This is a genomic window from Mesorhizobium sp. M1227 (genome assembly GCF_040318315.1).
GTDB lineage: Bacteria > Pseudomonadota > Alphaproteobacteria > Rhizobiales > Rhizobiaceae > Mesorhizobium.
Map to the genome: position 1 here is coordinate 47,189 of NZ_JAMYLZ010000009.1, position 23,098 is coordinate 70,286.

Below are 23,098 nucleotides of genomic sequence, written 5' to 3' on the forward strand. Positions count from 1 at the left end.
GTGACGCCAGGCGGGCACGGCGTGCACGAAATCACCGACGAGGAGACACTAAGATGATCCGCACCCTTTTAACCACGACAGCAGTCGCAACATTGATTGCGACGGGTGCATTTGCGCAGTCGGCGACGACCCCGGCGCCGGCGCAACCACCCGCCGTAGAGAATTCCGCTCCAGCCGCTCCGGTGCAACGCGCCGAGGGCAGCCTTGTCACCAATATCATCGGCGAGTCGGTCTATAACGGCACCGGCGACAATGCAGAGAATATCGGCAAGATCACCGATGTCGTCTTCGACGAGCGCGGCGAGGTAAAATCCGTCGTCATCGGCGTTGGCGGTTTTCTTGGCATAGGAACCAAGAACGTCGTTTTCGACTACAAGAAGATGCAATGGGCCGAAAGAAATGGCGACCGTTGGCTGATAGCGCAAACGACGAAGGATGAGTTGACGGCTCAGCCGGATTTCGACCGGAGGCCTTACGATCCGACTCCGCCACCAGCTTCGGCGGATAATGCGGCGCCTGCCGCCCCTTCCACCAGCGCGCAAAATACAACCCCGGCGCCTGCCGCGCCGGCTGAGCCAGTGAAGCGCGCCGAAGGCAATCTCGCCACCAATATCATCGGCGAGACCGTCTATAACGGCACCGGCGACGACGCCCAAAACATCGGTGACGTGAACGACATCGTCATCAACAAGGAAGCCAAGGCGCAATCGCTGATCATCGGTGTCGGCGGCTTCCTCGGCATCGGCGAAAAGAACGTCGCCTATGAGTTCGATAAGGCGCAGTGGGCCGAGAGGAACGGCGATCGCTGGCTGGTCGCGCAAACGACCAAGGAAGAGCTGCAGGCGCAGCCAGACTTCAACCGCAAGGCCTATGATCCGGCCCCGGCAACCACTGCGTCGAACGATGCCAATGCGCCTGCTACCGTCACGCCTACCGTGATGGCCAGCAACACCGCGTCGAAGGACAACACCGCAACGACCAACAACACTGACCAAGCCGGCAAGACGGCTCAAAACTCTCCGGCAGCGGCGCCTCCGGCTAATTCCACGGCCGACCAGACCAAGACCGGGTCGATCGACAAGTCGACGCTAACCGAAATGCCGATGGGCGAAATCCGGGCCGAGGATCTGGTTGGAACCACCGTTTACGGCGCCAACGATGTCAACGTCGGCGAGATCGGCGATATCGTGCTGGGCAGCGACAAGAAGGTCGACGCAGTCATCATCGACGTTGGCGGCTTCCTTGGCGTCGGCGAGAAGGAGGTGGCGGTCGGCATGGACAACCTGAAATTCATGACCGACAAGAACGGCAAGCGCTATCTCTACACGAACTTCACCAAGGAGCAGCTTGAGGCGCAGGCTCCCTACGACAAGGCCAGCTATGCGCAAAATCGCGACAAACAGCGCATGATCATGCGCTAAGCAGCACACAGGCCGACAGAGAAGCCCGCGCCGGCAACGGCGCGGGCTTTGTTTATGTCGAGGGAAAGCCCGCGACATGGCCGGCAACGCCATTGTCCGTCAGTTCGGCGAGCGCCAGAGATTGGTCGAGATGCTCGGCCCGCCAGGCGAGCAACTTCTCGGCAAATTCCAACCGCACCGGCAGATAGGCTGGGTCGTCAGCGACGTTGGTCAGCTCGCCGGCATCTTTTTCCAGGTCGAAGAGCAAGGGCGGCAGGCCGCCGCCGAAATTCACATATTTGAACTTTTGCGTGCGGATGACGGCGAGATTGCACTGACGCGGACTGATGCCGAAATAGCGTTCTGCATCACCATCCGCAATCGAGCGGAAATCGAACTCCCAATGCGCCGCATCGCGCCAATTGTCCGGCTCCGTTGCGTCCAGGAACGGCGCCAGCGAGCGGCCGTCGAGATGCGGCAGGACTTCGCCGCCAGTGAGCTCGAGCCCAGTGAGCTCGACCAAGGTCGGTGCCAAATCGACCGCCTCGGTGAAGCGGTCGACACTGCTGCCGGCCGCCTTGCGGCGGCGCGGATCGCGAATGACCAGCGGAATATGGAAGCTGCCGTCGAAGAAGCCGCCCTTGCCCAGCATGAAATGATCGCCCATCATCTCGGCGTGATCGGAGGTCAGCACGATGACGGTGTCGTCCCATGCATCGGCCGCCTTGACCGCTTGCCAGACGCGGCCAAGCTGCGCGTCGACCTCCGAGATCATGCCGTAATAGAGCGCCCGGATGCGGCGAAAATTATCGTCGCCCCAGTCGCGCACCTTGCCCTCCGAGCCGGGACGGAATTTCGACCGTTCCTGCAGGTTAAGTTCATAGGCGAGATAGGGGTGGCTTGCTGCTTCGGCCTGCCAGCTTTCCGCCCGGTCAAAAGCTGGACCGATGGCCGGATCGTACATGGCGTTGTAAGGCGCCGGCACGATGAAGGGCGGGTGGGGGCTGATGAAGGAAAGATGCGCGAACCACGGCGCATCGCGCTCCTGCTCGCCGAGCCAGCGGATGAATTCGCCGGCCAGGAAGGCCGCCGGCGTCTCGTCCTTCGAATAGATTGGCGGACCGTTGCTGATCGCGCCGTCGTTTTCCAGGATTTCGCGCGCCGGGCGATGAATGTCGGGGGAGCCGGCGCCAGCATCGACGCCGCGCGCCTTGAGCCATGACAGCCAGGGCTTCTGGTGCTCAGGCAGAAGCTGGCGCACGGTGAAGCCGGACAGCACGCCTTCATAGCTTTTCAGCTGCGGGTCGCTAGGCGCCAGCGTGCGCGGGTCGCGCGCCGTGTCGGTATAGCCGAACAGCGTCGGATCATAGCCGAGGGCGCGCGCCCAGAGCGCTATATTGCCGTGCCGGGCGTCGAGCGGTGTGCCGTTGCGGCAGACACGATTGTTCATCTGGTAAAGGCCGGTGTAGAGGCAGGCGCGTGCCGGTGAGCAAGGTGCGGCGCCGCCATAGTGCTTCTGGAACAAAACGCCCTCGGCAGCCAGCGCGTCGGCATTCGGCGTCCTTACCACCTTGTGCCCAGCAGCTGACAGGCAGTCGCCCCGCCATTGGTCGCAGGTGATCAGGAGAATGTTGGGGCGTTTTCCACTCAACCGCTGTATCCTCACGCTGGCTACATGCGTCGCTCATGGTGCGCAATTTCGGCGAGTATGCAAGCCGGTCCAGTTTGCCGAATGGTGAACAAAACCTGCTTCGTCGTTCACTTTAACAGCACAGTCCATTCTGTGTTTGCCGCCTTTGCGGCCAGGAGGCGGATGCTCATATTTGCGTGGACAGCGGCAAGGGCCGCACCAGCACAAGGGAAGGAGCAACAGACATGCTCGACCAGGTCAAGGGCCTGCACCACGTCACCTCGATGGCCAGCGATGCGCGCCAGAATAACGAATTCTTCACCGGGACGCTCGGCCTGCGGCGGGTCAAGAAAACCGTCAATTTCGACGCACCCGACGTCTACCACCTCTATTACGGCGACGAGGTCGGCACGCCCGGCTCGGTGATGACCTACTTCCCGTTCCCGAACATCGGCAAGGGCCGCCATGGAGTCGGCGAAGTCGGCAACACCGCTTACTCGGTGCCCGAGGGCACGCTCGACTATTGGGAGAAACGGTTTGCCGAGCAAGGTGTCACCGGGCTGTCCCATGAGGAGACGTTCGGCGGGAAGCGTCTTGCGTTCGCCGGTCCCGACGGCGACGGGTTTGCGCTGGTCGAAGACAGAGCGGACAACCGTGCGCCATGGGCCAAGGGTGGCATTCCCACCGACGTGGCGATCCGCGGCTTTCACTCGGTGTCGCTCAGGCTGAAAGATGGCGGCGCCACCGAAGAGCTGCTGAAATTCATGGGTTATGAGGAGGTCGACAAGTCCGGCAACATCAGGCGGCTGGCGGTGAAGAACGGCAACGGCGCCGACGTCGTCGATATCGAATCGCTGCCAGGGGCCGGCTTCGCCAATCTCGGCGCCGGCTCGGTCCACCATGTTGCTTTCGCCGTCGAGAACCGCGCCAAGCAGCTCGAAGTGCGCAAGGCACTCCTCGATACAGGTTATCAGGTGACGCCGGTGATCGACCGCGATTATTTCTGGGCGATCTACTTCCGCACACCGGGGGGCGTGCTGTTCGAAGTCGCCACCAACGAGCCGGGCTTCGACCGCGACGAGGATACCGCCCATCTCGGCGAGGCGCTGAAACTGCCGTCGCAACACCAGCATTTGCGGCCCTATCTCGAGCAGCATCTGCAGAAACTGGAAGACTGAGGGCAGGGTTATGAGCAAGGATTCGTATATTCACAAGGTGCTGCCCGGTTCGCTGGGCGGACCGTTGCTCTTCGTCTTCCATGGCACTGGCGGCGACGAGGATCAGCTTCTGTCGCTTGGGCGCGATCTTGCGCCGCAAGCGACGATCGTCGGCCCGCGCGGCGATGTCTCGGAACAAGGCGCCGCACGCTTCTTTCGCCGTACCGGCGAGGGCGTTTACGACATGGGCGATCTCACGCGAGCGACGGACAAGATGGCCGGCTTCGTCAAGGCACATGTCGAGGCGGCAAAGCCATCTTTGGTGCTAGGCCTCGGTTATTCCAACGGCGCCAACATCCTGGCCTCGGTGCTGTTTGCCGAACCCTCGCTGTTCGACTCAACGGTGCTGATGCATCCGCTGATCCCGTTCGAGCCGGAGGTCAAGGGCAGCCTTGACGGCAGCCGCATCCTGGTCACCGCCGGCAGGCGAGACCCGATCTGTCCGCCTGATTTGACGGCGCGGCTTGAAGCCTATTTGCGCGCCGATGGTGCCGATGTCACAGTCGAGTGGCATGACGGCGGCCATGAGGTGCGGCCGAGCGAGATCGAGGCGGCGCGGCAGTTGTTCGCCGTAGCGCCGGATGAAAGGACCGCAAGCCATGTCTGACCTATTGCCGGAGATCGAGCTGGAGGACCGCGGCTCGAAGGGCCGCTACTTCCTGCGTGGGCCGAGCGGCGCCGAGGCGGAGATGACCTTCACCAAGGTCGGCGAGCACCAGATCATCATCGACCATACCGAAGTGCCGGATGCATTTCGCGGCCAGGGCGCGGGACTTCGCCTCGTCACCCGTGCCGTCGAGGATGCACGTGCGGCGGGCAAGACGATCATCCCGCTTTGCCCGTTCGCCAATGCTCAGTTCCGCCGCCATCCGGAATGGGCGGACGTGCTGAAGCGGTAAGAGACTGCCCCTCGATGAATGACAGGACAAAGGGTGCGCGGCTTTACCGCGTGCCGCTTCGACCATTGGCGGCGTACAAACATAAGGCAAACATGCGGGATTTGCGCAGAGCGCTCGCCTTGCCTAAGTATTGGCAACAACCGGCTCGCCCTCCGCGGCCCGACCACTTCAACCGAATGGCCCTCCATGACCGAATCCGATCTCATTCCCGTCTTCGACGGCCACAACGACACGCTGCTCAGGCTCTACCAGTCGAAGGATGCGGACGTCGAAAAGCTGTTCGTCGAGGGGACGCCGAGTGGCCACATCGACCTGCCGCGCGCGAAGAAAGGCGGATTTGCCGGCGGCATGTTCGCGATCTTCCCGCCGCCTGTCGAGAAATCCAAGCGCGGCGCGGTGCCGCTGGCGCCGAGCGACAGCGAGCCCATGCCGCCCGAGGTTCCGCGCGCCGATGCGCTCAACTCCACCATAGCGATGGCCTCGATCCTGTTCAGGCTGGAGCGGGCTTCGGCGCTCACTGTCTGCCGCACCGCCGGCGATGTGAGGAAGGCGATGGCGCAAGGCTCGATCGCGGCGGTCTTCCACATCGAAGGGGTCGAGGCGATCGACCCTGAGCTCACCCTGCTCGATGTCCTCCACGCAGCCGGCCTGCGCTCGCTCGGTATCGTCTGGAGCCGTCCCAATGCCTTCGGCCACGGCGTGCCGTTCCGTTTCCCGTCGTCGCCCGATACAGGGCCGGGGCTGACCGATGCCGGCAAGGCGCTGGTGAAAGCCTGCAACCAGCTGAAGATCATGATCGATCTTTCGCATCTCAACGAAAAAGGTTTCCGCGACGTCGTCGAGATCAGCGACGCACCGCTGGTCGCGACCCATTCCAACGTGCACGCGATCTGCGGCCATTCGCGCAACCTCACCGAATGGCAGCTCGGCGCGATCCGCGACTCCGGCGGCATGGTCGGGCTGAATTTCGCCACCGGGTTCCTGCGTGAGGACGGCAGGATGAACGCCGACACCAGTCTCGACATCATGGTGCGCCATGTCGATTCGCTGCTGCAGGCGCTGGGCGAAGACGGCGTCGGCCTGGGCTCGGATTTCGACGGCGCCATGATCCCGGCCGTGATAGGCGACGTTGCCGGCCTGCCAAGATTGCTCGACGCTTTCGCGGCTCGCGGCTTCGGGCGCGCGCTGATCGAGAAGATCGCCTATCGCAACTGGCTCGGCATGCTGGAAAAGACCATCGGCTAAGCGGGTGATGCCGGCTTGACCGGAATGCGATTTGGAGGCCGACTATTCGAAACCCATGCGTTTAAGCCAGTCCTGGCCAATGCCGCGGTCGCGGATGATCGGCAGCGGATCGGTCGAATCCAGCCTGGCACAAATACGGTAGGCCTCCAGCGTTTCAGCGCTCATCTCACCGCGTTTGTAGAAGAACATGGCCGCAGCATAGCGGGTGCGGCCCGACCATTTTTCGCCGAGCGGTGTGTTGATCAGCTGCCACTGTTCGGCGGCTTCGGCGGCGAGTTTGGGACTGTCGGTGTCGTCGGCCATATTTAGAAATCCGCAGGCGGATTGGCAGTGCGGCGGCCGAGCCTGACGACCAGCCGCGGCACCAGTTTGGCACGCTTCAGCAGCTTTTGATATTGCAGCTCGCGCCCGGCGTAGATCTCGACCCAAGGTCCGCTGCAGGCGGGCTCGGCGGCGCTGATCTGGTCTCCATCGCCGGGATCGCTGCCTTTCGCCGACGGATGCCTTCGACGACGTTTTATCCAAGGATGCAATCTCGACGAGAACATTCGAATATGGGCAGCCATGCAGAAGGTGCTTGACAGTGGCAAACACCGTCCCACTGATCTTCGCGGCCGATGCCGGTCGGCTAGCCGGCGATGCTGGAGACCATCACCCCGATGAAGACAACAGAGGCGCGCGAAGCCCTCCTCGAACCGGCGCGAAAAAGCGATTCCGAAAAGCGCGGCCGCAAAGCGTCGAAAGAGACAAGGCAGGTTCAACTGATCGAAGCGACTATCGATTCATTGGCCAAGCGCGGCTATTCGGAAACGACTATGGCCGACGTCGCCGACGGCGCCGGCCTGTCGCGCGGCATCGTCAATTTCCATTTCGAGAGCAAGGAGAAGCTGCTCGTCGCCACTTTGCAATACATGCATGACGAGTATTCGGCGCATTGGCGCAGCGCCTTGCAAAGGGCCGGCGATGATCCCGCCCGCCAGCTGCAGGCATTGGTGGCAGCCGATTTCAACCGCTCGATCTGCAACAAGCGCAAGCTGGCTGCTTGGTGTGCCTTCTGGGGCGAGGCCAAATCGCGACCGAAATATCAGGCGCTGAGCAGCGCACGCGATGCCGTCTACCAGAACATATTCATCGATCTTTGCGCGGCGCTCAAGCAGAGCGGCTTCTATGCCTATGAGCCGCAAGTCATGGCGCTGGCGCTCAGCGCCATGCTGGATGGTCTGTGGCTGCATTTGATGATGGGCACCGAGGACGCCACACGCGAGACGGCGCTGCAGGCCGCGAACGAGTTCCTGTCTGCGGCATTCCCCAAGCACTATCCGAACTCAGCAGCCCGCGGTGCCAGGCCGGCATGAACCATCAAAAAGAGGGTGGACCAGCAATGAAGACAATGATCCGGCGCCTGACATTCGAGAAGATCAAGGCCGGCTAATGAAGTTCAAGATCGAACGAGCCGATGTGGCCATCGTCGGCGCCGGCTTCACCGGCCTGTCGGCCGCGCGTGAATTGAACCACGCCGGCATCGATGCCGTGCTGCTCGAAGCCCGCGACCGTGTCGGCGGCCGCGTCGAAGCCGTGCAGAACGGGCTCGGCGAGCGGATCGACAGCGGCGGCCAGTTCTTGTGCGAAGACATGCCGGAATTAATGGCGCTGGTGCGAGCGCGCGGCAAGACATTGGTCGAGACCCATGTCGCAGGCGAATTCGTCACGCAGCCGCGAATGAGCGAGGCGCAAGCCGGGCGCACTTACGGCACCGCGATGCGAATTCGCGAGCGGATGAACGCGATCGCACCGACCGACCCGGCCATCGCCGGCTTGACAGTCGCGGCATGGCTCGATCGCCAGAACGATCCCGACGATGCCAAGGCCGCCTTTCGGTCGATGATCGAGGGCCTGTGGTGCCTGGCAATGGAAAGGCTGCCGCTGTGGTACTTGATCGACAATGATCGCCGCATCACCAACGAGGTGTCGGAGCTGCAGTATTTCGTGGGCGAAACCATGCATTCGCTGGCGGATGATCTTGCGCGGGATCTCGGCGATCGACTGCGGCTGAATACAGCTGTCGAGGCTATTGAGCACGGGCCGGGAGGGGTTCGCGTCGTTTCGCCCGCCGGCGTGACCGAGGCACGAGCGGTACTGGTCGCGCTACCGCCGATGATGGCCTCGAGAGTGGATTTCGTGCCGCCGCTGCCGGCTGCGCTGGAGAGAGCCCTCGGCGTATGGGAAAGCGGCGCGGTGATCAAAATGCTGGTGCGCTATCCCAAGGCTTTCTGGCGCGACAGGGGCTTGAGCGGCATGGTGATGTGGCGGGAGCCGCACGGACTTTTTGCCTGCGATGCCAGCAAGGACGAGGATCATGCAGCACTTGTCGTCTTCATCGGCGGGCCGCTGGCGCAGCGCTGGCGGGATATGGACAGCGCGGCGCTACGCGCTACGGTGACATCAAAGCTGCAAGATGCGCTCGGTATCGAGGCCGCCGGCGTCACCGATCTCAGCTATCGCGACTGGACCGGGGATCACTGGAGCGGCGGCGGTTACAGCGATTCGATCGTCGATGCGACGGCAACGGATGCCGAACGCATTATCCGGGCGGGCGCCCCGCCGGTGCATTTTGCCTCGTCGGAGCTGTCGCCGTCATTTCCGGGCTATGTCGAGGGCGCGATCGTCGCCGGTCGCACTGCTGCGCAAAAAATTATTCAGTCGGTTATCGCCAGCAGAGCCTCAGGGTCATAAGCGAGGCGGATCGAGGTGCCGACCTGCATCGACGCGCATTGCCACGAGCTCGGCCTGTTGGTCCGGCTACTGATCAACATGTGCGTGATGTCGCCGCCATTAATCATCAAGCGCCAGTAGATCGACGATATGGTGTCGATCCTGCGCGAAGGCATTTCGCGCGCGATGGACGATCTGCGCCGCGAAGATGTCTGGCGGGGATAGGCGTTTATCGCCGGCAAGCCGTGGCATTGGTCGGCCGCTGGCAAGGTGGGCGAGGTCGATGAACTGGGCGGTGCTGCGATCTTCCCGGTTTCCGACGCGTCGAGCTTCATGACCGGCCAGATCATCTATATCGAAGGCGACATGACCGGACCCGTATGAGCGCGACTGTCGCTGTCGGGCGCATGGAAGACCGGTCGGCCTCGGGGCCGCCCCGCAAAAGGCAGGGCTCGTCATTTGCACGCTCTTATCTTCACCGCTAAGCTTCTTTGGCTGGGGTATTTTCCTCAGATCACATTCGCCATCCCAAGGATCTCATGACACCCGACACAGCAACGCGCGAACAGTTCGCCATCGATCTCGCGCGGCGCGCCGGCGCGCTCGGCCTGAAGTATTTTCGCGACCTCGACAGCCTCGCCATCGAGAGCAAAGGTCATCAGGACATGGTCTCGCAGGCTGACCGCGAGGTCGAGCTGTTCATCCGTGCGGCAATGAAAGCCGCTTACCCGACCGATGGAATTGTCGGCGAGGAGCATGCCTCGGTCACCGGATCGAGCGGGCATGTCTGGGTGATAGATCCGATCGACGGCACCGCGAATTTCGTGCGGGGCATTCCGGCCTGGTGTGTGGTCATCGCCTGCGCCAAGGACGGCGACACTGTCGTGGGTGTCATCCACGAGCCCTCTACCAGCGAAACGTTCCATTGCCGTAAGGGCGGCGGCGCTTTTCTCAACGGCAAGCCGATCAGGGCAAGCGCGGCCACCAGCCTGACCGACGGCTCATTGGGCACCGGCTTTTCCAACCGCGCCGAAATGCAGAACGTCGCAACGCTCATCGGTTTGCTGTTTTCACAGGGCGGCGTGTTTTTCCGTAACGCATCCGGCGCGTTGATGCTCGCCTATGCGGCCGCCGGCAGGCTGCTCGGCTATGTCGAAGAGCATATGAACGCCTGGGATTGCCTGGCAGGCATGCTGCTGGTGGAAGAAGCCGGCGGCACTATAGTCAAGCCCGACCCAAAGACGGTGCTGGCAAACGGCGCGCTGGTGATTTGCGCCAGCAGCGGCGTGTTCGCCCAGGTCCGCCAGCTCTGCGTGCAATCCTTCAAGCTTTGATCAGAACCGGCCCGCATGAGCAGCGGCGATTTGTATTCCACTGTCAGGCCCTCCTCGGCTGCCCGCAGATGCGGATCGCCGGCTCCGCCCCACCAGATGTCTCCCTTTGGGTTGGCGGCCTCGGCGCGCAATTGCGCCCGCGCCGTCTGCTGGCACCAGACCTCGTCAACGCCGCAAGACATGGTCAGGCTTTCGGCGGACGCCGATGACGACGCGGCCCACATACCGGCGGCGAGGATGCCGGCGCAGAGAATTGCCCTTTTATCATGCTGAAATTCCTCCCTAATTTATTTGCCGACTTGTGAAATGCAGATACGCGGAAAATTCAAGTTGGAAGGGTACGGCCGCCTTTGCGCCTTTCGCCGACTTCCCGCTCGATGTGTTCGACAGGTTGATGCGGATCAATCTTTGCAGCCACCTGGCCGACCGTCCTGCGCCGCCGAACATTCTCAGACGATGGCCCGGTCCCAGCCGCCATAATGCGCAGCGCTGCGCGTGCCGCGCGGCAGGCTGAGCCCGACCAGCAGCGCTCCGATCGCCAGATTGGCGAGGCTCGCCGCCGCGCCGCCGGCGAGCATGAACGGAGAGAGGGCGATCCAGGCTCCAAGCGCTATGTTCACAAAGCGGACGGCGCGCGCCACCTCGGCCATCGCCGTAACGGCGATCATGATGACCAGGCAGCCGGTGACATGATCACTGAAGTAGAGCGGCGGGCTGGTGCCGAAGACAAGCGGCGTGATCATCAGCAGGGCGCCGGCGAGTGTGCTGGCGACAAGGGTCCGGGGGAAATTCACACCGCCAGTGACGAAGTCCCGCGCCACTGCCGATAGCGGCCGGTCGAGATCCGGCGTTGGCGTCTGGTCCTCCGAAAGTGCCGGACCTCCGCACCAGAATGTGCGCCAGAACGGCTCTCCCGCTTGTTTCGCGTGCCAAAGATACTGGCAGCTCGCCAGCACCTCGTCGACCGAATAAGGGATGAGGACGACGGTGACGGCAGCCTGGACGATGCAGAGCGTGCACAGCGCCCCGATGAGCGGTGGCTGAATGATGATGAAGCCGACGCTGACCACACCGAGCGGAACGACCAGCAAGCCGAACAAAAGCACCATCCACGGCATGGTACGCCAGCGGCGGCGATCGCCGATCGCGCCTGCGAGGATATCCAGCGCATAGGCAAAGGCGCCCAGCCCGGCATCGGCGATCGGAAAACCCTTGGAGACCCAGGAGGTGACCACCGCCTCGCTGCCATTGCCGGCCGGCGTTTCGCCCGGGCCGAAGAACGGATCCCAAAGACTGTCGATGTGCCCTAGCTGATAGGCAGCGAGATAGCGCGAGACGAACAGGCCGACAAAGGCGAGGCCGATTATGGGAATGCGCTGGGTGAAGAGGGAGGGCGAATAGCTCCAGCCGAGCGGGCGGTCGTCATCGGCGGCAAGGGCACGCCGGCTGATACCCGGCGTCGGCGGGATCATCACCGCGAACGCGACGATCAGCATGCCGGCCAACGTGTCGGTCGCGTAGGCTCCGGCGCTGGTGGTCCAGAACAGCAGCGGCGCGAACATCACCCAAACCCCGATCGAGGCGGTGATCCATTGCAGCCCGTGCCAGCGCCGGCGCATGCCGACGAGCGCCAGCGACAGGATGGCGAGGCCGGATACGATCTCACTGATGCCGAGCCTGCCATCGCGCGTCTCCGGCGAGGCGATCTCATGTCCGAGCGCCGGCGGAATCGGTGCTGAAGCGGGATCGAACAGGCCGAGCGTGAAGGGCGACGCCACGAGCCACAGCCCGATCGCAACGTTGGTCAGCGGCGCCCAGAGCGTTGCGGCCCGGCTGCGTTCGGTTTCCGCCTCGACCTCGTCGTCCGAGCGCTCGAGCGGGCGCTGCAGCCGTTCGGCGGCCTGGTCGAGCTCGGGCGCGGAAGCGGCGGCCGCCGACGGTTCAAGCTTGTTCTTCTTGTACCAGTCGGTAGGATCCGCCTTTAGCCGCCGGATCATTTCCGGCAAAGTAGCGGTCAGGCGGTGCCGCGGGTTCCAGCCAAGCAGGCGCCTGGCGCGGGAGATGTCGATCTCGTAGTTATCGTCGGCGTTCTCGATCATCCATGGCTTGATGTCGGACTCCTGGTCGAGAACCTTCTCCTGCATCCAGGCACCGAGCTTCGTCACCTCTTTCGGCAGGGACAGGGTCCGCCAGGTCTCGCCATGCAGGAGCTGCCCGATCTGCTTCTGCATCTCGTCGTAAGACGGCGTCTCTTCTTCGCCGATCAGCAGTACGGTCTCGTCGGGAAGCGGGCTGCGCCGGTCGACAGTGCGCACCACGGCGTCGACGAGATCGTCCAGATGCAGGTAGGGCTGGCCGGTGGTGATGTCGCCGGTGAAAAGATAGGCGGTCGGCATGCGCTCGAAAATGCGGGCGATCTGCTGGGCGATGAAGGCCGCGTGACAATCCTCGTCATAGACACCCGCCAGTCGCAGGATCGCAACCTTGATGTCGCCGTGCTCCTTCTGGATCAGCGTCTCGGTCTCGGCCTTCGATCTCGGATAGGCCCAGGCCGGATCGATCGGCGATCGCTCGTCGATCCTGGCGCCCTTTGCCGGGCTCGGCGCATGCACCAGCAGCGTGCTCGAAAACACGAACTGCTCCGTCTCGAACCCCCTCAGCGCGTTCAGCAGCCGGCGCGTTCCCTCGACGGTCACCGCGCCGTATTTCGGATTATCCTCGCCGGTCGTGTCGTAATAAGCCGCGAGATGGATCACCGAGGCAACGCGGCCGCCGCTCCGCTCGCGCACCTCGGCCAGTGCCTTCGCCACGCTCGCGTCCGAGGTAAGGTCGATCTCGATCGTCTCGACGCTGGGCAAGGATCGTCTGGCAACATCAAGGCCGATGATGTCGTAGCGCTCCATCAAGCCGCGAGCGATGGCCTGGCCCAGAAACCCGCTGCTGCCTGTGATCAGGACGGTGGGACGGGTTTTGCCGGTCATGGCGAATCTCCTTGGCGATAGCCGGGTAGAAGAAGCCGAATGCTTCGGTCGCACACTCCGAACCATGTTCGTTGAGAACGGTTCCCGATGAGGTAGCACCACAGAATGGGTGCGCGCGGCGATCCGTCAGACCGACGGCCATTCGTGCCGGCGGATTGCATTTGTGCACAAGTGCAGGACTCCCATTGGTCTACCGGCCGCGAAGGGAAGCGACCAGAATGTCGATCAGCAGCTCGCCACAGCGACGATCCGGATCGCGGTCGGGATCATAGATCGTCACCTCCATCCCAATCACGCGTGGATCGTTGCACCATGTGCGAAGGGCTTCGACAGCTTCGTCGGGCAAGACACCGCCGGCCTCCGGCGTATCGACAGCCGACATGATCTCGCTGTCCAGCACGTCGACATCGAAGTGAACGAATACACCCTCGATGTCCTGCCCTGCGACCGCGTCAAGCGCTATGCGTGCCGCATCGGCGAAGCCGCGCCGCCGCACTTCAGCCAAATCCATCCGGTGAACATCGGTGTCGAAGACGGCCTTGGACCTGTAAGTCGCGGGGTCCTGCACATCGCGATAGCCAAACGCGACTACGTCGGCCTCACGGACCAAAGGAGTGTGCTCGCCGAAATCGGTCAGGAGCGTCGGGCCATGGCCGGTCACGAAGGCCAAATCCATGCCCGCGGCTCCCTTTGACGGCGAGGTATCCGGCAATTTGAAATCGGTGTGCCCATCGAAGAAGATAAGGCCGTAGCGGCCACGACGCCGTAGCGCGAGCGCAGGGCCAAGCAACACACGGCAATCGCCGCCGAGCATGAGCAGGAACCCTCCCGAGTTCAGCTCCTCGTCGACCGCTTCGGCAAGCGTCTTGGAATACTGGCGCAGGGCCTGGGCATTGCGCACGCCCGTCGCAGGATCCACCTCAGGCCGATAAGGCGGAGCCCGAACCGAGCGCAACGGACCGGCGCCTAAACGGTCGGCGAGACCAAGCGATTGAAGTGTCTCCGGCGCCTTCCACACGCCGGGCTCCGGCTCACCCTCCTGCGGCATCAGCCCAAGATTAGAGGGCGCGCCGAGCAAAGCGATATGTCTCGTCTGAGTGGTGTCTCGCGGCATTGTCGTGCTGGCAGCTGAGGTCATGATCAGAGTTCTCCGCGTTATGGGCGATACGCATCATGCTCAAGAAACAGGCTGCGCTTTCCTGACCGGTCTCCCGCTGCCCTTGCCGCCGTGTACCTCCGGTTGGTGTCACGCGTCAGGCAGCGTCGCGAGTGACGCGTATTGCTCGTTCAGCGCCACCGTTTCGTCAGCGGTGATTTCGAAGTCGATGTTGTCCCGCGGATGCAGGTTCGCCTTGGGCAGCGGCGTTGTCCCGCGCTGCCGGGGCAGATCTCGATACCGGTCGCTTGGGCCATATCGGATTTCCAGGAGGCGAACTGCCGTCTTTGAACTATGCGTGGTGCGCGCGCGTTCTGGCGGCCTTCTGCGCCGCCGCCTTCCTTCCGCTGGCGCCTTTCGTCTCGGCGGCCTTCTTGGCAGCGGCCGAGCGCTCCTCAGCCGTCCGGCGCGAGGCCGCACGCTTGGCTTGCTGCGCCAGCGCCTCGTGCGACGCCGTACTCCTCGGCTCGTGCTCGAGCACCTTGGAGACGGCTTTCGAGACCCGCGGGCGGCGTTTCGGCGTGCGTTCACCCTGGCCGGCCTCATAGGCGTATTCGGCGCTTTTGCGCGTGCTCTCCTTCACCTTGCCCTTTTTGGGCGGGGGCAGGTCTACGCCTGCGCGTCTTGCCTCGGAAAGCCCGATGGCGATGGCCTGCTGGGTCGAGCGCGCGCCGTGCTCGCCGCGGCGGATTTTATCGATCTCCTCGTGCACGAACTCGCCGGCCTGTGTGCTCGGCGATTTGCCCTCGCGCTTGTCCTTTCGGGCCTTCTCGATGGTTTTCTTGTCCGGCATTGTCTTTCTCCCTCATACGGGTTGCGACAGCCATTCGGGTTGCAGCTGCGCGCGGTCTTATGAGGATCATAACGCGTTGAGGACGCAAATGATCCCGGGACTGGTGATCCAAGCCCCAGCTGTCAGGACGTCGACGCCGATCTGTCCGAAATCAGATGGCGCAAGAACCATCGGCTCGCCAGGCCCGCGACTTCGTCCAGGGCGCCGGGTTCCTCGAACAGGTGCGTCGCGCCAGGGACGATGGCGAGCTCCTTCTCGCAGTGGAGCGCCGCCAGCGCCGAGCGGTTGAGCGCGATCACCTGCTTGTCCGCGCCTCCGACGACGAGCAAGGTCGGCGCCCGGACGCGCGGCAGGGCGTGCGCTGCAAGATCGGGCCGGCCACCACGCGAAACCACGGCCGCGGCCTGGTCGGGCCGCTCGGCCGCCGCCACCAGGGCGGCACCGGCGCCCGTGCTCGCGCCGAAATAGCCAAGACGCAACCCCGATGTTTCCGGCGAGGCGCCGAGCCAATCCGTGACGCCGACCAGCCGGTCGGCGAGCAGTCCGATATTGAAGCGCAACTCGGCCGTGACCTGGTCGATCCGCTCCTCTTCGGCCGTTAACAGGTCGATGAGGAAGGCGGCGAGGTTCGCCTCGTTCAGCCTTCCTGCCACGTAGCGGTTGCGCGGGCTGTGGCGGCTGCTTCCGCTGCCATGGGCAAAGAGCACAAGGCCACGAGCATCCGAGGGCAACGAAAGATTGCCCTCAAGCGTGACAGGTCCCGCGGGAACATGCACGACGTGCTCGCTATCCCGGTCCATATCCATCTCCGCTATGTCGATCTGGTGCCAGGCGCCGGACCCGCGCTCGCGCGCCCGGCCAATTCCTCTTCGGAAGCGGCGGGGTTGGGCCCGGACCTGGCGAGGAGCGCGCGGACCTCTTCATCGCTCGTCTGCGAGAAATCCACGTACCAGCGCCCGACACCCAGCAACGGCTCTGGTGTCGTCGCGCAAACGACCTCGTCGGCGTCCGCCCGCATCGCGTCGCAAGTGTCGGGGCTACCGACGGGAACGGCCGCGACAATATGGGCGGCGTGGTTTTTTCGCAGCGCCTTGATCCCGGCCCGCATGGTCGATCCGGTCGCAAGCCCGTCATCCACGAGGATAATGGTTCGTCCATTCAACTGCGGTGGGGGTCGCCCGTCCCTATAGAGGTGCTCGCGGCGCAAAAGCTCTTTTTCCTCCCTTGCAGCGACCGCGTCGACGACATGTGGCGGGATCGCGAGACCGTTGACGATTTCGTCGTTCAGGACACGTACGCCTGAGGGCGCGATCGCCCCCATGGCCAGTTCCTCGTGACCGGGGACGCCGAGCTTGCGCACGACGAAGACGTCGAGCGGTGCCTTGAGTGCCTGCGCGACCTCGTAGCCGACCGGCACGCCGCCTCGGGGCAGCGCCAATACGATCACATCGTCGCGGCCGGCAAAGCGAACGAGTTCCCCGGCGAGTTGCCGCCCGGCCTCGCGGCGATCTGAAAAGATGATAGCCATGACCTTCAATCCGCGTGCATCTGTTTTCCCGGTGGATGTTTTTTCACCAGCCTGCGTCCACATTCCGTGGGATGGCTGCGGCACCGGTACCATTTTGGAACTCGCTCGCTGCCTGGACGTTCCAAGAATAGTTTCGATCGCGAGGTGCCGGCACCGGCACGCGCCTCAGCGCGGATCGGGAAGATCGAAGATAGTGATCCGTACATGCCTCGTCCGGCCAGCTGGCAATCTAGCGATGCGTCGCAACAGGTCCGTCTGGCGACTTGTTGCCTCAGCAATCAGGGAAAGGAAGATCCCATGCAAGTTCAGGAGATCATGAGCCGTCGGACCGAACTGGTCGGCCCGAACACGACAATCAGGGATGCCGCCCGGAAAATGCGGGCCGACAATCTCGGCGCCCTTCCGGTCGGCGAGAATGACAGGCTGGTCGGCATGGTGACAGACCGCGACATCGTGATGCGCGGCGTCGCCGAGGAGCGCTCAGCCGGCAACACGACCGTTCGCGAGGTCATGTCCGAGCATGTCTATTGGTGCTTCGATGACGCCGATATCACCGATGCGGCGAAGATCATGGCCAAGCATCAGGTGCGTCGTCTTCCGGTGATCAATCACGACAAGCGCCTCGTCGGCGTCATCGCCCTGGCCGACCTCGGGCGGACCGATGAGGAAGCCGCCAAAATCGCTCTCGAAGGCGTTTCCGAGGCAACGGACGATCCCCGGCGCTAGACGCTCGCTGGGCGGTTGCCGCCGTGCTCGCCGTTCTTCTCCATCTGGGCTGAACGCCGCCTGCTCAGGCAGCCTTCAGTTTGGCAACTATCGCGCTTTCACTTCTATGCGGCGTGTCTTGTCCTTTGCAGCGGGGTTCTTCGGAAGCTCGACAGCCAAAATGCCGTTTCTGAAAGTGGCCTGCACCTTGTCGGCATCGATCTCCGCTTCCAGCGGGATGGTCCGCTGAAACCGGCCATAACTGCGTTCGCTGTAGGTGCGGCCGCCTTCGCCTTCCTTGTGCTCCGAACGCTTCTCGCCCGTAATAAAGAGGGTGTTTTCGCGCAGCTTGAGCTCAACGTCCTTCTGCTCGAGCCCCGGCAATTCGGCGGTGACCTTATAGGCTTGGTCTGTTTCATGTACGTCGACGCTCGGCCAAAGATCGCCGGCCGTAGTCGCTTCGGCCATCGGCGCGAAGAAGTCGTCGAACAGGCGGTCAATCTGCCGGTGGAATGACGTGAGCGGGTCGCGCGCGGATGGGTAGAGGCTGCGCGATGGCGTCCGGGGCGCCAAATCGTGATGTGCCATGGTTCTTCTCCTGTTTTTTGTGTCTGCATCACTCGTCGCCATGTGATCGGCGACGGCAAACAAAACTCGTCCACCCATGAGGATGTTCCGGTGCCGGCCAAGAAAGGTGGTCGAAAAACAGCGGCAAAAAAGCCGGCCCGAATTCCCTCATGACGGGCCGACAACAGACGGGACCTCCGACAATAAATGCGCATCAGGACATGCGCATGGGGGAACAACGGGCAGGTACGGCTGTTTGGTCACATCACCTAGTCGGATTTGAACGGAAGGAGGATCTCGATGAACGCCACCGGACTCGACGTATTCGACAAGACACTGCAGACCACGAACATCTGGCTCGACGAGATCATGGACGAGATTGGACCGGATCGGCAGGTCGCCTGGCACGTTCTCGGAGCGGTGCTGCACGCCCTGCGCGACCGTATGCAGCCGGATCTTGCAGCCCACCTCGGCTCGCAGCTGCCGATCCTGGTGCGCGGCGCCTTCTATGACCAATATCAGCCTTCCAAAGCTCCCGAGAAGATGCGGTCGCTCGACGAGTTTCTGGCCAAGATCAAGGCGGAGCTGGAATTTACCCGCCCGGTCGATTCCAAGGATGCATTCAGGGTCGTGTCCAAGGTACTCGCCCATCACGTCGGAGAAGGACAGATGCACAAGGTCTGGGAATCCCTGCCGGGCGAGATAAGACGCGTCGCCGAAGCTCAGCAAGCGGCGTGAACGGCGCAGGCGCGGGCTTCTCGGTCGCAACCTCCTTGGGGAAATAGCAATGCCACTCACCCTTATCAGCCCGGCGTTCCGGGCAGGCGGAAGAATTCCCGAAAAATATGCGCGTGACGGCCAGAACGTCTCGCCGCCGCTGAAGTGGTCCGGTGTCCCGGATGGTACCAAGAGCCTTGTTCTTGTCGTGCGGGATCCCGATGCACCAAGCGGGATTTTCGGGCACTGGGCGGTGTTCAACATCCCGCCGGATGCCGGGGGACTAGCCGAGGCCGAAGACGGCAAGCCCGGCCCGTCGGCACTCAGGCAAGGCACCAACGATTTCGGCAATGCGTATTACGATGGTCCGCAGCCGCCTGCAGGGCACGGCGTCCACCATTACCACTTCCTGCTGGCCGCGCTCGATGTGCCGAGCCTCAGCGTACCAGGACAGGCGGGCGTGCATCAGGTCTGGAAGCAAGCCCAGAAACACGCATTGGAGGAGACGGAGCTGGTCGGAACCTACGAACGGCCGGCGTGACGCGGGCCGTGTCGGTCGCCGCCTTCACAATGTAATCTGGGCAAGCGGTTTTCGGGCAGGGCCGTGGATGACCGAACCGTCGGCGGCGAAGATCGAGCCGTGGCAGGGACAATCCCAGGTGTGGTCCGCATTGTTCCAGGTTACGGTGCAGCCCTTGTGGGTGCAAATCGCCGAAACCGCCTGGAGTGCGCCTTCGGTGTCTCTCCACGCCGCAATCTTTTCGTCTCCCCTGACGATCACGCCGCCCATACCAGGCGCAATGTCGTGGGTGCTCGAGACGATCGATTGACTGCGGCCGTTCTTGTGGAAGGCCTCAGGATAGGGCCGGGCCGGATCGTAGAGTTGTTGCCATGGGCTCGGGCGGCCGCAGATCAGGTCGGCGATCATCGCGCCCACGGCCGTCCCGTTGGTGATACCCCAGGCGTTGAAGCCCGTGGCAATGTGGAAGCCGGCGGCCTTGGCGGGATCGGGTTCGCCGGCATATGGGATCCTGTCGGCCGTATCATAGTCCTCATTGCACCAGCGCCACGCGACGTCGCCGACCGGAAGGTTCTTTCTTGCCCAGTTTTCCAGTTCGACAAACCGCTTGGCCACGTCGCCGTCCCAGCCGGTGTTGAACTTGGGGCCGAGCGTGACCAGCAGTGGCCCTTCGGCATCACGGCCCGTGCGGATGGAATGCGTCGGGTCGTCGATGCCGATGAACATGCCGTCGACAGGGAGGGGATCGTCGATCCGAAAGGCCATGGCGGTGTGGCAGCGCGGTTGCGTCCGGTTCGCCATGCCGATCGGGCTCTTCACCGTCATGTTGGTGGCGACGACGACATGCCCGGCATCAACGGCGCCGCCATCTGTGACGATGCGCCAGCGGCTTGCCTCGTCGATCGAGGTGGCGCGGCTGTTTTCGAAGATCCGACCGCCACGGGCCGTCACCGCTTCCGCCAGGCCAACCAGATACATCGCCGGATTGAACTGCGCCTGGTCGGGGAACCGTAGCGCGGCGGCCGTTACGAAAGGCAGCGGCGCGCGGTCGAGGATCTCGGCCTCCAGCCCGACCTGGCGCGCGGCCTCCGCCTCGGCCGCAATCTCCGCGCAGCGGCTTTCACTGCAGGTGTAGGTATAGGCGTCCTTGCTCTCGAAATCGCAGGCGATGGCGCAGTTGTTAACCCAATCGCGGATTTGGCGCGCGCCGGCGGAATTCGCATCGGCATAGGTCTGCGCCAGGTCCCGGCCAACGCTGTCGATGAGATGACGATAGATCAGCGCATGCTGCGTGGTGATCTTGGCCGTCGAGCGGCCGGTCACCTGGCCGCCTGTGCGCAGGCCTTCGAGGACGACCACCGACCGGCCCGCCTCGCAAAGCCGAAGCGCCGTCGTCAGCCCGACAATTCCAGCACCCACGACAACGGCGTCCGCACGGATCGAACCTTCGAGCTGGGGATAGTTCGTGGAGGCGGCTGCCGCCACCCAACAGCTTCCCGGTTTTCCCAAGAGAATGGCCATTTCAACCGCGCCCCTTGCGTCTCCATGCACTTCCATCGACAACCGCGCCGGCGGAGGAACGTTCCCGAGCTTGGTCGCTTTCAATCATTGTCTCGCCACCCCGGGTCAGAAAAGCGCCGGGAAGGTGCGAGGTGCAGGCCATCACCCAGGTGATCGCCTCGCGGTCGTATTCGTCGCCGGAGCGCCAGTCCTCGAAGAAGGCGTTCAGCCTATCGACACGCCCCGGCCAGATACCGGCGGCCTGCAGGCCGAGCGAAACGCCGTAATTGGTGAAGGCGAACTTGGTATCGCGCAGCCATGGCGCGCGGCTGAAATAACCGGGCGGGTCGACCCACATCGTTTCCAGGGTTCGCAGCGAGCGCCTCGTCTGGGCCTCGGCCCACGGCTCGTCGGGAGAGAAATGGGCGAGCCACAGCATCATGCCGAGGCCGAGGTCCTGGTCGATGTCGATGCTGCGCCAATCGCGCTCCATCAGGGCACGCATCTGCGCGATCTCGGGCGCCAGTTCCTCGTCGTCGAGCATTCGGTAAGAGACGTAGCCGTCATAGGCATCCATGCTGCCGAGGCCGTAGCCGGGGTAAGGACCGCTCAAATCCTCCTGCATCTTCCAGATCACGCCGCGGCCAGGGACCACAAACGCCGGGTGAATGTCCCTCGCCAGCGCAATGCCGCGCTTGCGGTATTCCGGCTTCAGATCGCCGAGACGCGCCAAAGCAAACAGCCACATCGCCAGATAGTGGAAGTACTGGCCGTCGCGATCGGCCGCTTCGCCGATCCTCAGTCCGCGCCGGCGGCCGAGCACACGCTCGACATCCACGACCAGCCGCTCGGCCGCGTCCAGCCAGCACTGTTCGCCAGTTTCTGTGCAAAGCGAGACGTAGAGCACGACCCCGAATGCGTCGGTCCACAGATACCGCAAGCCGTTGGGCCAGATGCCTTCGCCGCGCATCCAGTCGAGTTTTTGCAGGACATAATCGACGTCACGCAACATCGCGCCAAGGCCCGAATCCACGGCAGACTTTGCCGATGTTCGGTTCCATGCGATTGCGGGCATGCGGCATATCTGCCTCCGCTCCGGTTGGCCTTAGCCAGATACCGCGAAACGATCTGATCGGCGGCAGGTTCCTTGGCCGCTTTCACCGGCGCGACCCTCACGATTCTCGCGGAGACTTTGCAGGCTGAAGGAACAGCAGAATTATGATGCGCTGCGCTGGCCACGGACCGGTATCGCAACTGACGCTGCGCCGGAGCCCTTTAAGGTCGCCTGCGGTCTGGCTGCGGGGACGTTGGAAATCGTCGACACACCGGCCGGCGAGCGGACGCGGCTGACCATCGATCGCCAGGCCGACGATCTGGCAGCGACGGTGATCATCGACCGGCCCGGCGGGCCGGAGACGCTTCGCCTCGAACCTGTCGGCGACAACCATCACCGCCTTGAGAGCACCGTCGCCCCTGCCGAACCGCATGAGTTCCAGGCAGGTCTGGTGCTGACCGCGAAAGATCGCGAACAGGTGCTGCCGTTCAAGATGGTCGAACCCGAAGGTCACCATCATTAGGTCGACTGGCGGATATGCGGTTCAATGACCGATCTCGCGGCCTGTGCTGGTCTGTTCCTGGCGGCCTTGCTCGCCGCTACGATCCTGCCGATGCAATCGGAAGCAGTGCTGGTCGAGCTCGTGCTTGCGGATTACTCGCCCTGGCTGCTCATCGGAGTCGCGAGCGTCGGCAACGTGCTTGGATCGGTGATCAACTGGCGGCTCGGGCGAGGCATCGAGCGCTTTCGGGGCCAACGGTGGTTTCCGATGAACCAAGCGCAACTGGACCGCGCGCAAGTGTGGTATCGCCGCTATGGAAAGTGGTCGCTCCTGCTGAGTTGGCTGCCGGTTGTCGGTGATCCGCTAACCGTCGTCGCGGGCGTCCTGCGCGCGAGCCTTTTCGGGTTTTCCTTTTGCTGGTCACTGCCGCCAAGGTCGGCCGCTATCTGGTTCTTGCCGCCGTGACCCTGAGCGCGATCTAATCTCACGAAGCTTCTCGAAGCTGAGCTGGTTAGGTCGGCTGGTTCGAAGAGCCCTGTATGATGCGCGCGGACGGGAAGCGCTAGCTCTTTTTGACGGCGACCTTGTCGAGGGCTGCGCGCAGGCCTTTTGCCAGCTTCTGCGTATCGCGCGACCGG

At 63.3% G+C, this 23,098-nt stretch carries 23 protein-coding genes and 3 pseudogenes; 14 read left to right on the forward strand and 12 right to left on the reverse strand.

The genetic code is table 11. From position 1 onward, the window contains the following. The first annotated feature begins 53 nt into the window (after window positions 1–53). Window positions 54–1,421 (forward strand): PRC-barrel domain-containing protein, encoded by a 1,368-nt coding sequence (locus NKH28_RS14050; RefSeq protein WP_352979229.1) that lies wholly within the window; start codon window positions 54–56, stop codon window positions 1,419–1,421. A 52-nt stretch (window positions 1,422–1,473) separates the two neighbouring features. On the opposite strand, the gene NKH28_RS14055 is transcribed toward NKH28_RS14050, so the two are convergent. Further along, window positions 1,474–3,051, reverse strand: a complete 1,578-nt coding sequence (locus NKH28_RS14055; RefSeq protein WP_352979231.1) for an alkaline phosphatase family protein — start codon at window positions 3,049–3,051, stop codon at window positions 1,474–1,476. Between the two features lie 224 nt (window positions 3,052–3,275). On the opposite strand from NKH28_RS14055, the gene NKH28_RS14060 reads away from it, so the two are divergent. From NKH28_RS14060 to NKH28_RS14075, 4 genes are all read left to right on the forward strand, one after another. Continuing rightward, window positions 3,276–4,208, forward strand: a complete 933-nt coding sequence (locus tag NKH28_RS14060; protein ID WP_352979233.1) for a VOC family protein — start codon at window positions 3,276–3,278, stop codon at window positions 4,206–4,208. A gap of 10 nt (window positions 4,209–4,218) precedes the next feature. Beyond that, entirely contained in the window at window positions 4,219–4,854 is a 636-nt protein-coding gene (locus NKH28_RS14065) for an alpha/beta hydrolase (protein WP_352821307.1), read from the forward strand. Further along, window positions 4,847–5,146: a GNAT family N-acetyltransferase gene (locus tag NKH28_RS14070; protein ID WP_352451160.1), complete on the forward strand. Its 300-nt coding sequence runs from the start codon at window positions 4,847–4,849 to the stop codon at window positions 5,144–5,146. The genes NKH28_RS14065 and NKH28_RS14070 overlap by 8 nt, the downstream gene beginning before the upstream one ends. 186 nt (window positions 5,147–5,332) lie before the next feature. Continuing rightward, window positions 5,333–6,391: a dipeptidase gene (locus tag NKH28_RS14075; RefSeq protein WP_352500772.1), complete on the forward strand. Its 1,059-nt coding sequence runs from the start codon at window positions 5,333–5,335 to the stop codon at window positions 6,389–6,391. Window positions 6,392–6,433: 42 nt separating this feature from the next. Here the strand turns inward: NKH28_RS14075 and NKH28_RS14080 are convergent, their stop codons facing one another. Continuing rightward, window positions 6,434–6,694 carry a hypothetical protein gene (locus NKH28_RS14080; RefSeq protein WP_352814978.1) on the reverse strand — a complete coding sequence of 87 codons (261 nt, stop codon included), beginning with the start codon at window positions 6,692–6,694 and terminating at the stop codon, window positions 6,434–6,436. A gap of 2 nt (window positions 6,695–6,696) precedes the next feature. Continuing rightward, window positions 6,697–6,924 carry a hypothetical protein gene (locus tag NKH28_RS14085; protein WP_352979348.1) on the reverse strand — a complete coding sequence of 76 codons (228 nt, stop codon included), beginning with the start codon at window positions 6,922–6,924 and terminating at the stop codon, window positions 6,697–6,699. Window positions 6,925–7,029: 105 nt separating this feature from the next. Between NKH28_RS14085 and betI the strand changes: the two genes are divergently transcribed. The 4 genes and pseudogenes from betI to NKH28_RS14105 all read left to right on the forward strand — a co-directional run bounded on the left by betI (window position 7,030) and on the right by NKH28_RS14105 (window position 10,437). Continuing rightward, window positions 7,030–7,746 (forward strand): transcriptional regulator BetI, encoded by a 717-nt coding sequence (gene betI, locus NKH28_RS14090; protein ID WP_502895733.1) that lies wholly within the window; start codon window positions 7,030–7,032, stop codon window positions 7,744–7,746. 76 nt (window positions 7,747–7,822) lie between these two features. Then, entirely contained in the window at window positions 7,823–9,124 is a 1,302-nt protein-coding gene (locus NKH28_RS14095; RefSeq protein WP_352979237.1) for a flavin monoamine oxidase family protein, read from the forward strand. A gap of 27 nt (window positions 9,125–9,151) precedes the next feature. After that, a pseudogene (locus NKH28_RS14100) lies at window positions 9,152–9,328 on the forward strand (aspartate aminotransferase family protein); the annotation flags it as partial. 314 nt (window positions 9,329–9,642) lie between these two features. Then, entirely contained in the window at window positions 9,643–10,437 is a 795-nt protein-coding gene (locus NKH28_RS14105; RefSeq protein ID WP_352979239.1) for an inositol monophosphatase family protein, read from the forward strand. A gap of 23 nt (window positions 10,438–10,460) precedes the next feature. Here the strand turns inward: NKH28_RS14105 and NKH28_RS34450 are convergent. From NKH28_RS34450 to NKH28_RS14130, 6 genes and pseudogenes are all read right to left on the reverse strand, one after another. Next, window positions 10,461–10,574: pseudogene (locus NKH28_RS34450) on the reverse strand (iron ABC transporter substrate-binding protein); the annotation flags it as partial. Between the two features lie 312 nt (window positions 10,575–10,886). Then, entirely contained in the window at window positions 10,887–13,418 is a 2,532-nt protein-coding gene (locus NKH28_RS14110; RefSeq protein ID WP_352979241.1) for an NAD-dependent epimerase/dehydratase family protein, read from the reverse strand. A gap of 190 nt (window positions 13,419–13,608) precedes the next feature. After that, window positions 13,609–14,496 carry an arginase family protein gene (locus NKH28_RS14115; RefSeq protein WP_352970586.1) on the reverse strand — a complete coding sequence of 296 codons (888 nt, stop codon included), beginning with the start codon at window positions 14,494–14,496 and terminating at the stop codon, window positions 13,609–13,611. A gap of 370 nt (window positions 14,497–14,866) precedes the next feature. Next, the gene (locus NKH28_RS14120; RefSeq protein WP_352451168.1) at window positions 14,867–15,367 is read right to left on the reverse strand and encodes a DUF6496 domain-containing protein; all 501 of its coding nucleotides are present in this window, start codon (window positions 15,365–15,367) and stop codon (window positions 14,867–14,869) included. Window positions 15,368–15,489: 122 nt separating this feature from the next. Next, window positions 15,490–16,167, reverse strand: coding sequence for a dienelactone hydrolase family protein (locus tag NKH28_RS14125; protein ID WP_352471474.1), 678 nt, complete (start codon window positions 16,165–16,167; stop codon window positions 15,490–15,492). 11 nt (window positions 16,168–16,178) lie between these two features. Next, window positions 16,179–16,895 (reverse strand): phosphoribosyltransferase, encoded by a 717-nt coding sequence (locus NKH28_RS14130; RefSeq protein WP_352979243.1) that lies wholly within the window; start codon window positions 16,893–16,895, stop codon window positions 16,179–16,181. Between the two features lie 297 nt (window positions 16,896–17,192). On the opposite strand from NKH28_RS14130, the gene NKH28_RS14135 reads away from it, so the two are divergent. After that, window positions 17,193–17,621 carry a CBS domain-containing protein gene (locus NKH28_RS14135; protein WP_023677862.1) on the forward strand — a complete coding sequence of 143 codons (429 nt, stop codon included), beginning with the start codon at window positions 17,193–17,195 and terminating at the stop codon, window positions 17,619–17,621. Window positions 17,622–17,708: 87 nt separating this feature from the next. On the opposite strand, the gene NKH28_RS14140 is transcribed toward NKH28_RS14135, so the two are convergent. Further along, window positions 17,709–18,188: an Hsp20/alpha crystallin family protein gene (locus NKH28_RS14140; RefSeq protein WP_352471471.1), complete on the reverse strand. Its 480-nt coding sequence runs from the start codon at window positions 18,186–18,188 to the stop codon at window positions 17,709–17,711. Between the two features lie 279 nt (window positions 18,189–18,467). Here NKH28_RS14140 and NKH28_RS14145 point away from each other — a divergent pair, with 279 nt between their 5' ends. Then, window positions 18,468–18,905, forward strand: a complete 438-nt coding sequence (locus NKH28_RS14145; RefSeq protein WP_023677864.1) for a DUF2267 domain-containing protein — start codon at window positions 18,468–18,470, stop codon at window positions 18,903–18,905. 49 nt (window positions 18,906–18,954) lie between these two features. Continuing rightward, the gene (locus tag NKH28_RS14150) at window positions 18,955–19,425 is read left to right on the forward strand and encodes a YbhB/YbcL family Raf kinase inhibitor-like protein (RefSeq protein WP_352471470.1); all 471 of its coding nucleotides are present in this window, start codon (window positions 18,955–18,957) and stop codon (window positions 19,423–19,425) included. A 24-nt stretch (window positions 19,426–19,449) separates the two neighbouring features. Here the strand turns inward: NKH28_RS14150 and NKH28_RS14155 are convergent, their stop codons facing one another. Next, the gene (locus NKH28_RS14155; RefSeq protein WP_352979245.1) at window positions 19,450–20,925 is read right to left on the reverse strand and encodes an FAD-dependent oxidoreductase; all 1,476 of its coding nucleotides are present in this window, start codon (window positions 20,923–20,925) and stop codon (window positions 19,450–19,452) included. 1 nt (window position 20,926) lies between these two features. After that, window positions 20,927–21,937, reverse strand: coding sequence for a hypothetical protein (locus tag NKH28_RS14160; RefSeq protein ID WP_352979247.1), 1,011 nt, complete (start codon window positions 21,935–21,937; stop codon window positions 20,927–20,929). A 274-nt stretch (window positions 21,938–22,211) separates the two neighbouring features. On the opposite strand from NKH28_RS14160, the gene NKH28_RS14165 reads away from it, so the two are divergent. Together NKH28_RS14165 and NKH28_RS14170 are read left to right on the forward strand one after the other, a co-directional pair. Continuing rightward, window positions 22,212–22,481 carry a hypothetical protein gene (locus NKH28_RS14165; RefSeq protein WP_352471467.1) on the forward strand — a complete coding sequence of 90 codons (270 nt, stop codon included), beginning with the start codon at window positions 22,212–22,214 and terminating at the stop codon, window positions 22,479–22,481. Between the two features lie 24 nt (window positions 22,482–22,505). Continuing rightward, a pseudogene (locus NKH28_RS14170) lies at window positions 22,506–22,942 on the forward strand (YqaA family protein). Window positions 22,943–23,098 lie beyond the last annotated feature (156 nt).

Bases quoted from the DNA above. Each gene is read 5' to 3' on its own strand.
- NKH28_RS14135 (WP_023677862.1), top strand. From the start codon at position 17,193: ATGCAAGTTCAGGAGATCATGAGCCGTCGGACCGAACTGGTCGGCCCG.
- NKH28_RS14120 (WP_352451168.1), bottom strand. From the start codon at position 15,367: ATGCCGGACAAGAAAACCATCGAGAAGGCCCGAAAGGACAAGCGCGAG.
- NKH28_RS14150 (WP_352471470.1), top strand. From the start codon at position 18,955: ATGCCACTCACCCTTATCAGCCCGGCGTTCCGGGCAGGCGGAAGAATT.
- NKH28_RS14110 (WP_352979241.1), bottom strand. From the start codon at position 13,418: ATGACCGGCAAAACCCGTCCCACCGTCCTGATCACAGGCAGCAGCGGG.
- NKH28_RS14145 (WP_023677864.1), top strand. From the start codon at position 18,468: ATGAACGCCACCGGACTCGACGTATTCGACAAGACACTGCAGACCACG.
- NKH28_RS14130 (WP_352979243.1), bottom strand. From the start codon at position 16,895: ATGGCTATCATCTTTTCAGATCGCCGCGAGGCCGGGCGGCAACTCGCC.
- NKH28_RS14125 (WP_352471474.1), bottom strand. From the start codon at position 16,167: ATGGACCGGGATAGCGAGCACGTCGTGCATGTTCCCGCGGGACCTGTC.
- NKH28_RS14060 (WP_352979233.1), top strand. From the start codon at position 3,276: ATGCTCGACCAGGTCAAGGGCCTGCACCACGTCACCTCGATGGCCAGC.
- NKH28_RS14070 (WP_352451160.1), top strand. From the start codon at position 4,847: ATGTCTGACCTATTGCCGGAGATCGAGCTGGAGGACCGCGGCTCGAAG.
- NKH28_RS14050 (WP_352979229.1), top strand. From the start codon at position 54: ATGATCCGCACCCTTTTAACCACGACAGCAGTCGCAACATTGATTGCG.
- NKH28_RS14105 (WP_352979239.1), top strand. From the start codon at position 9,643: ATGACACCCGACACAGCAACGCGCGAACAGTTCGCCATCGATCTCGCG.
- NKH28_RS14140 (WP_352471471.1), bottom strand. From the start codon at position 18,188: ATGGCACATCACGATTTGGCGCCCCGGACGCCATCGCGCAGCCTCTAC.
- betI (WP_502895733.1), top strand. From the start codon at position 7,030: ATGCTGGAGACCATCACCCCGATGAAGACAACAGAGGCGCGCGAAGCC.
- NKH28_RS14065 (WP_352821307.1), top strand. From the start codon at position 4,219: ATGAGCAAGGATTCGTATATTCACAAGGTGCTGCCCGGTTCGCTGGGC.
- NKH28_RS14095 (WP_352979237.1), top strand. From the start codon at position 7,823: ATGAAGTTCAAGATCGAACGAGCCGATGTGGCCATCGTCGGCGCCGGC.
- NKH28_RS14155 (WP_352979245.1), bottom strand. From the start codon at position 20,925: ATGGCCATTCTCTTGGGAAAACCGGGAAGCTGTTGGGTGGCGGCAGCC.
- NKH28_RS14075 (WP_352500772.1), top strand. From the start codon at position 5,333: ATGACCGAATCCGATCTCATTCCCGTCTTCGACGGCCACAACGACACG.
- NKH28_RS14080 (WP_352814978.1), bottom strand. From the start codon at position 6,694: ATGGCCGACGACACCGACAGTCCCAAACTCGCCGCCGAAGCCGCCGAA.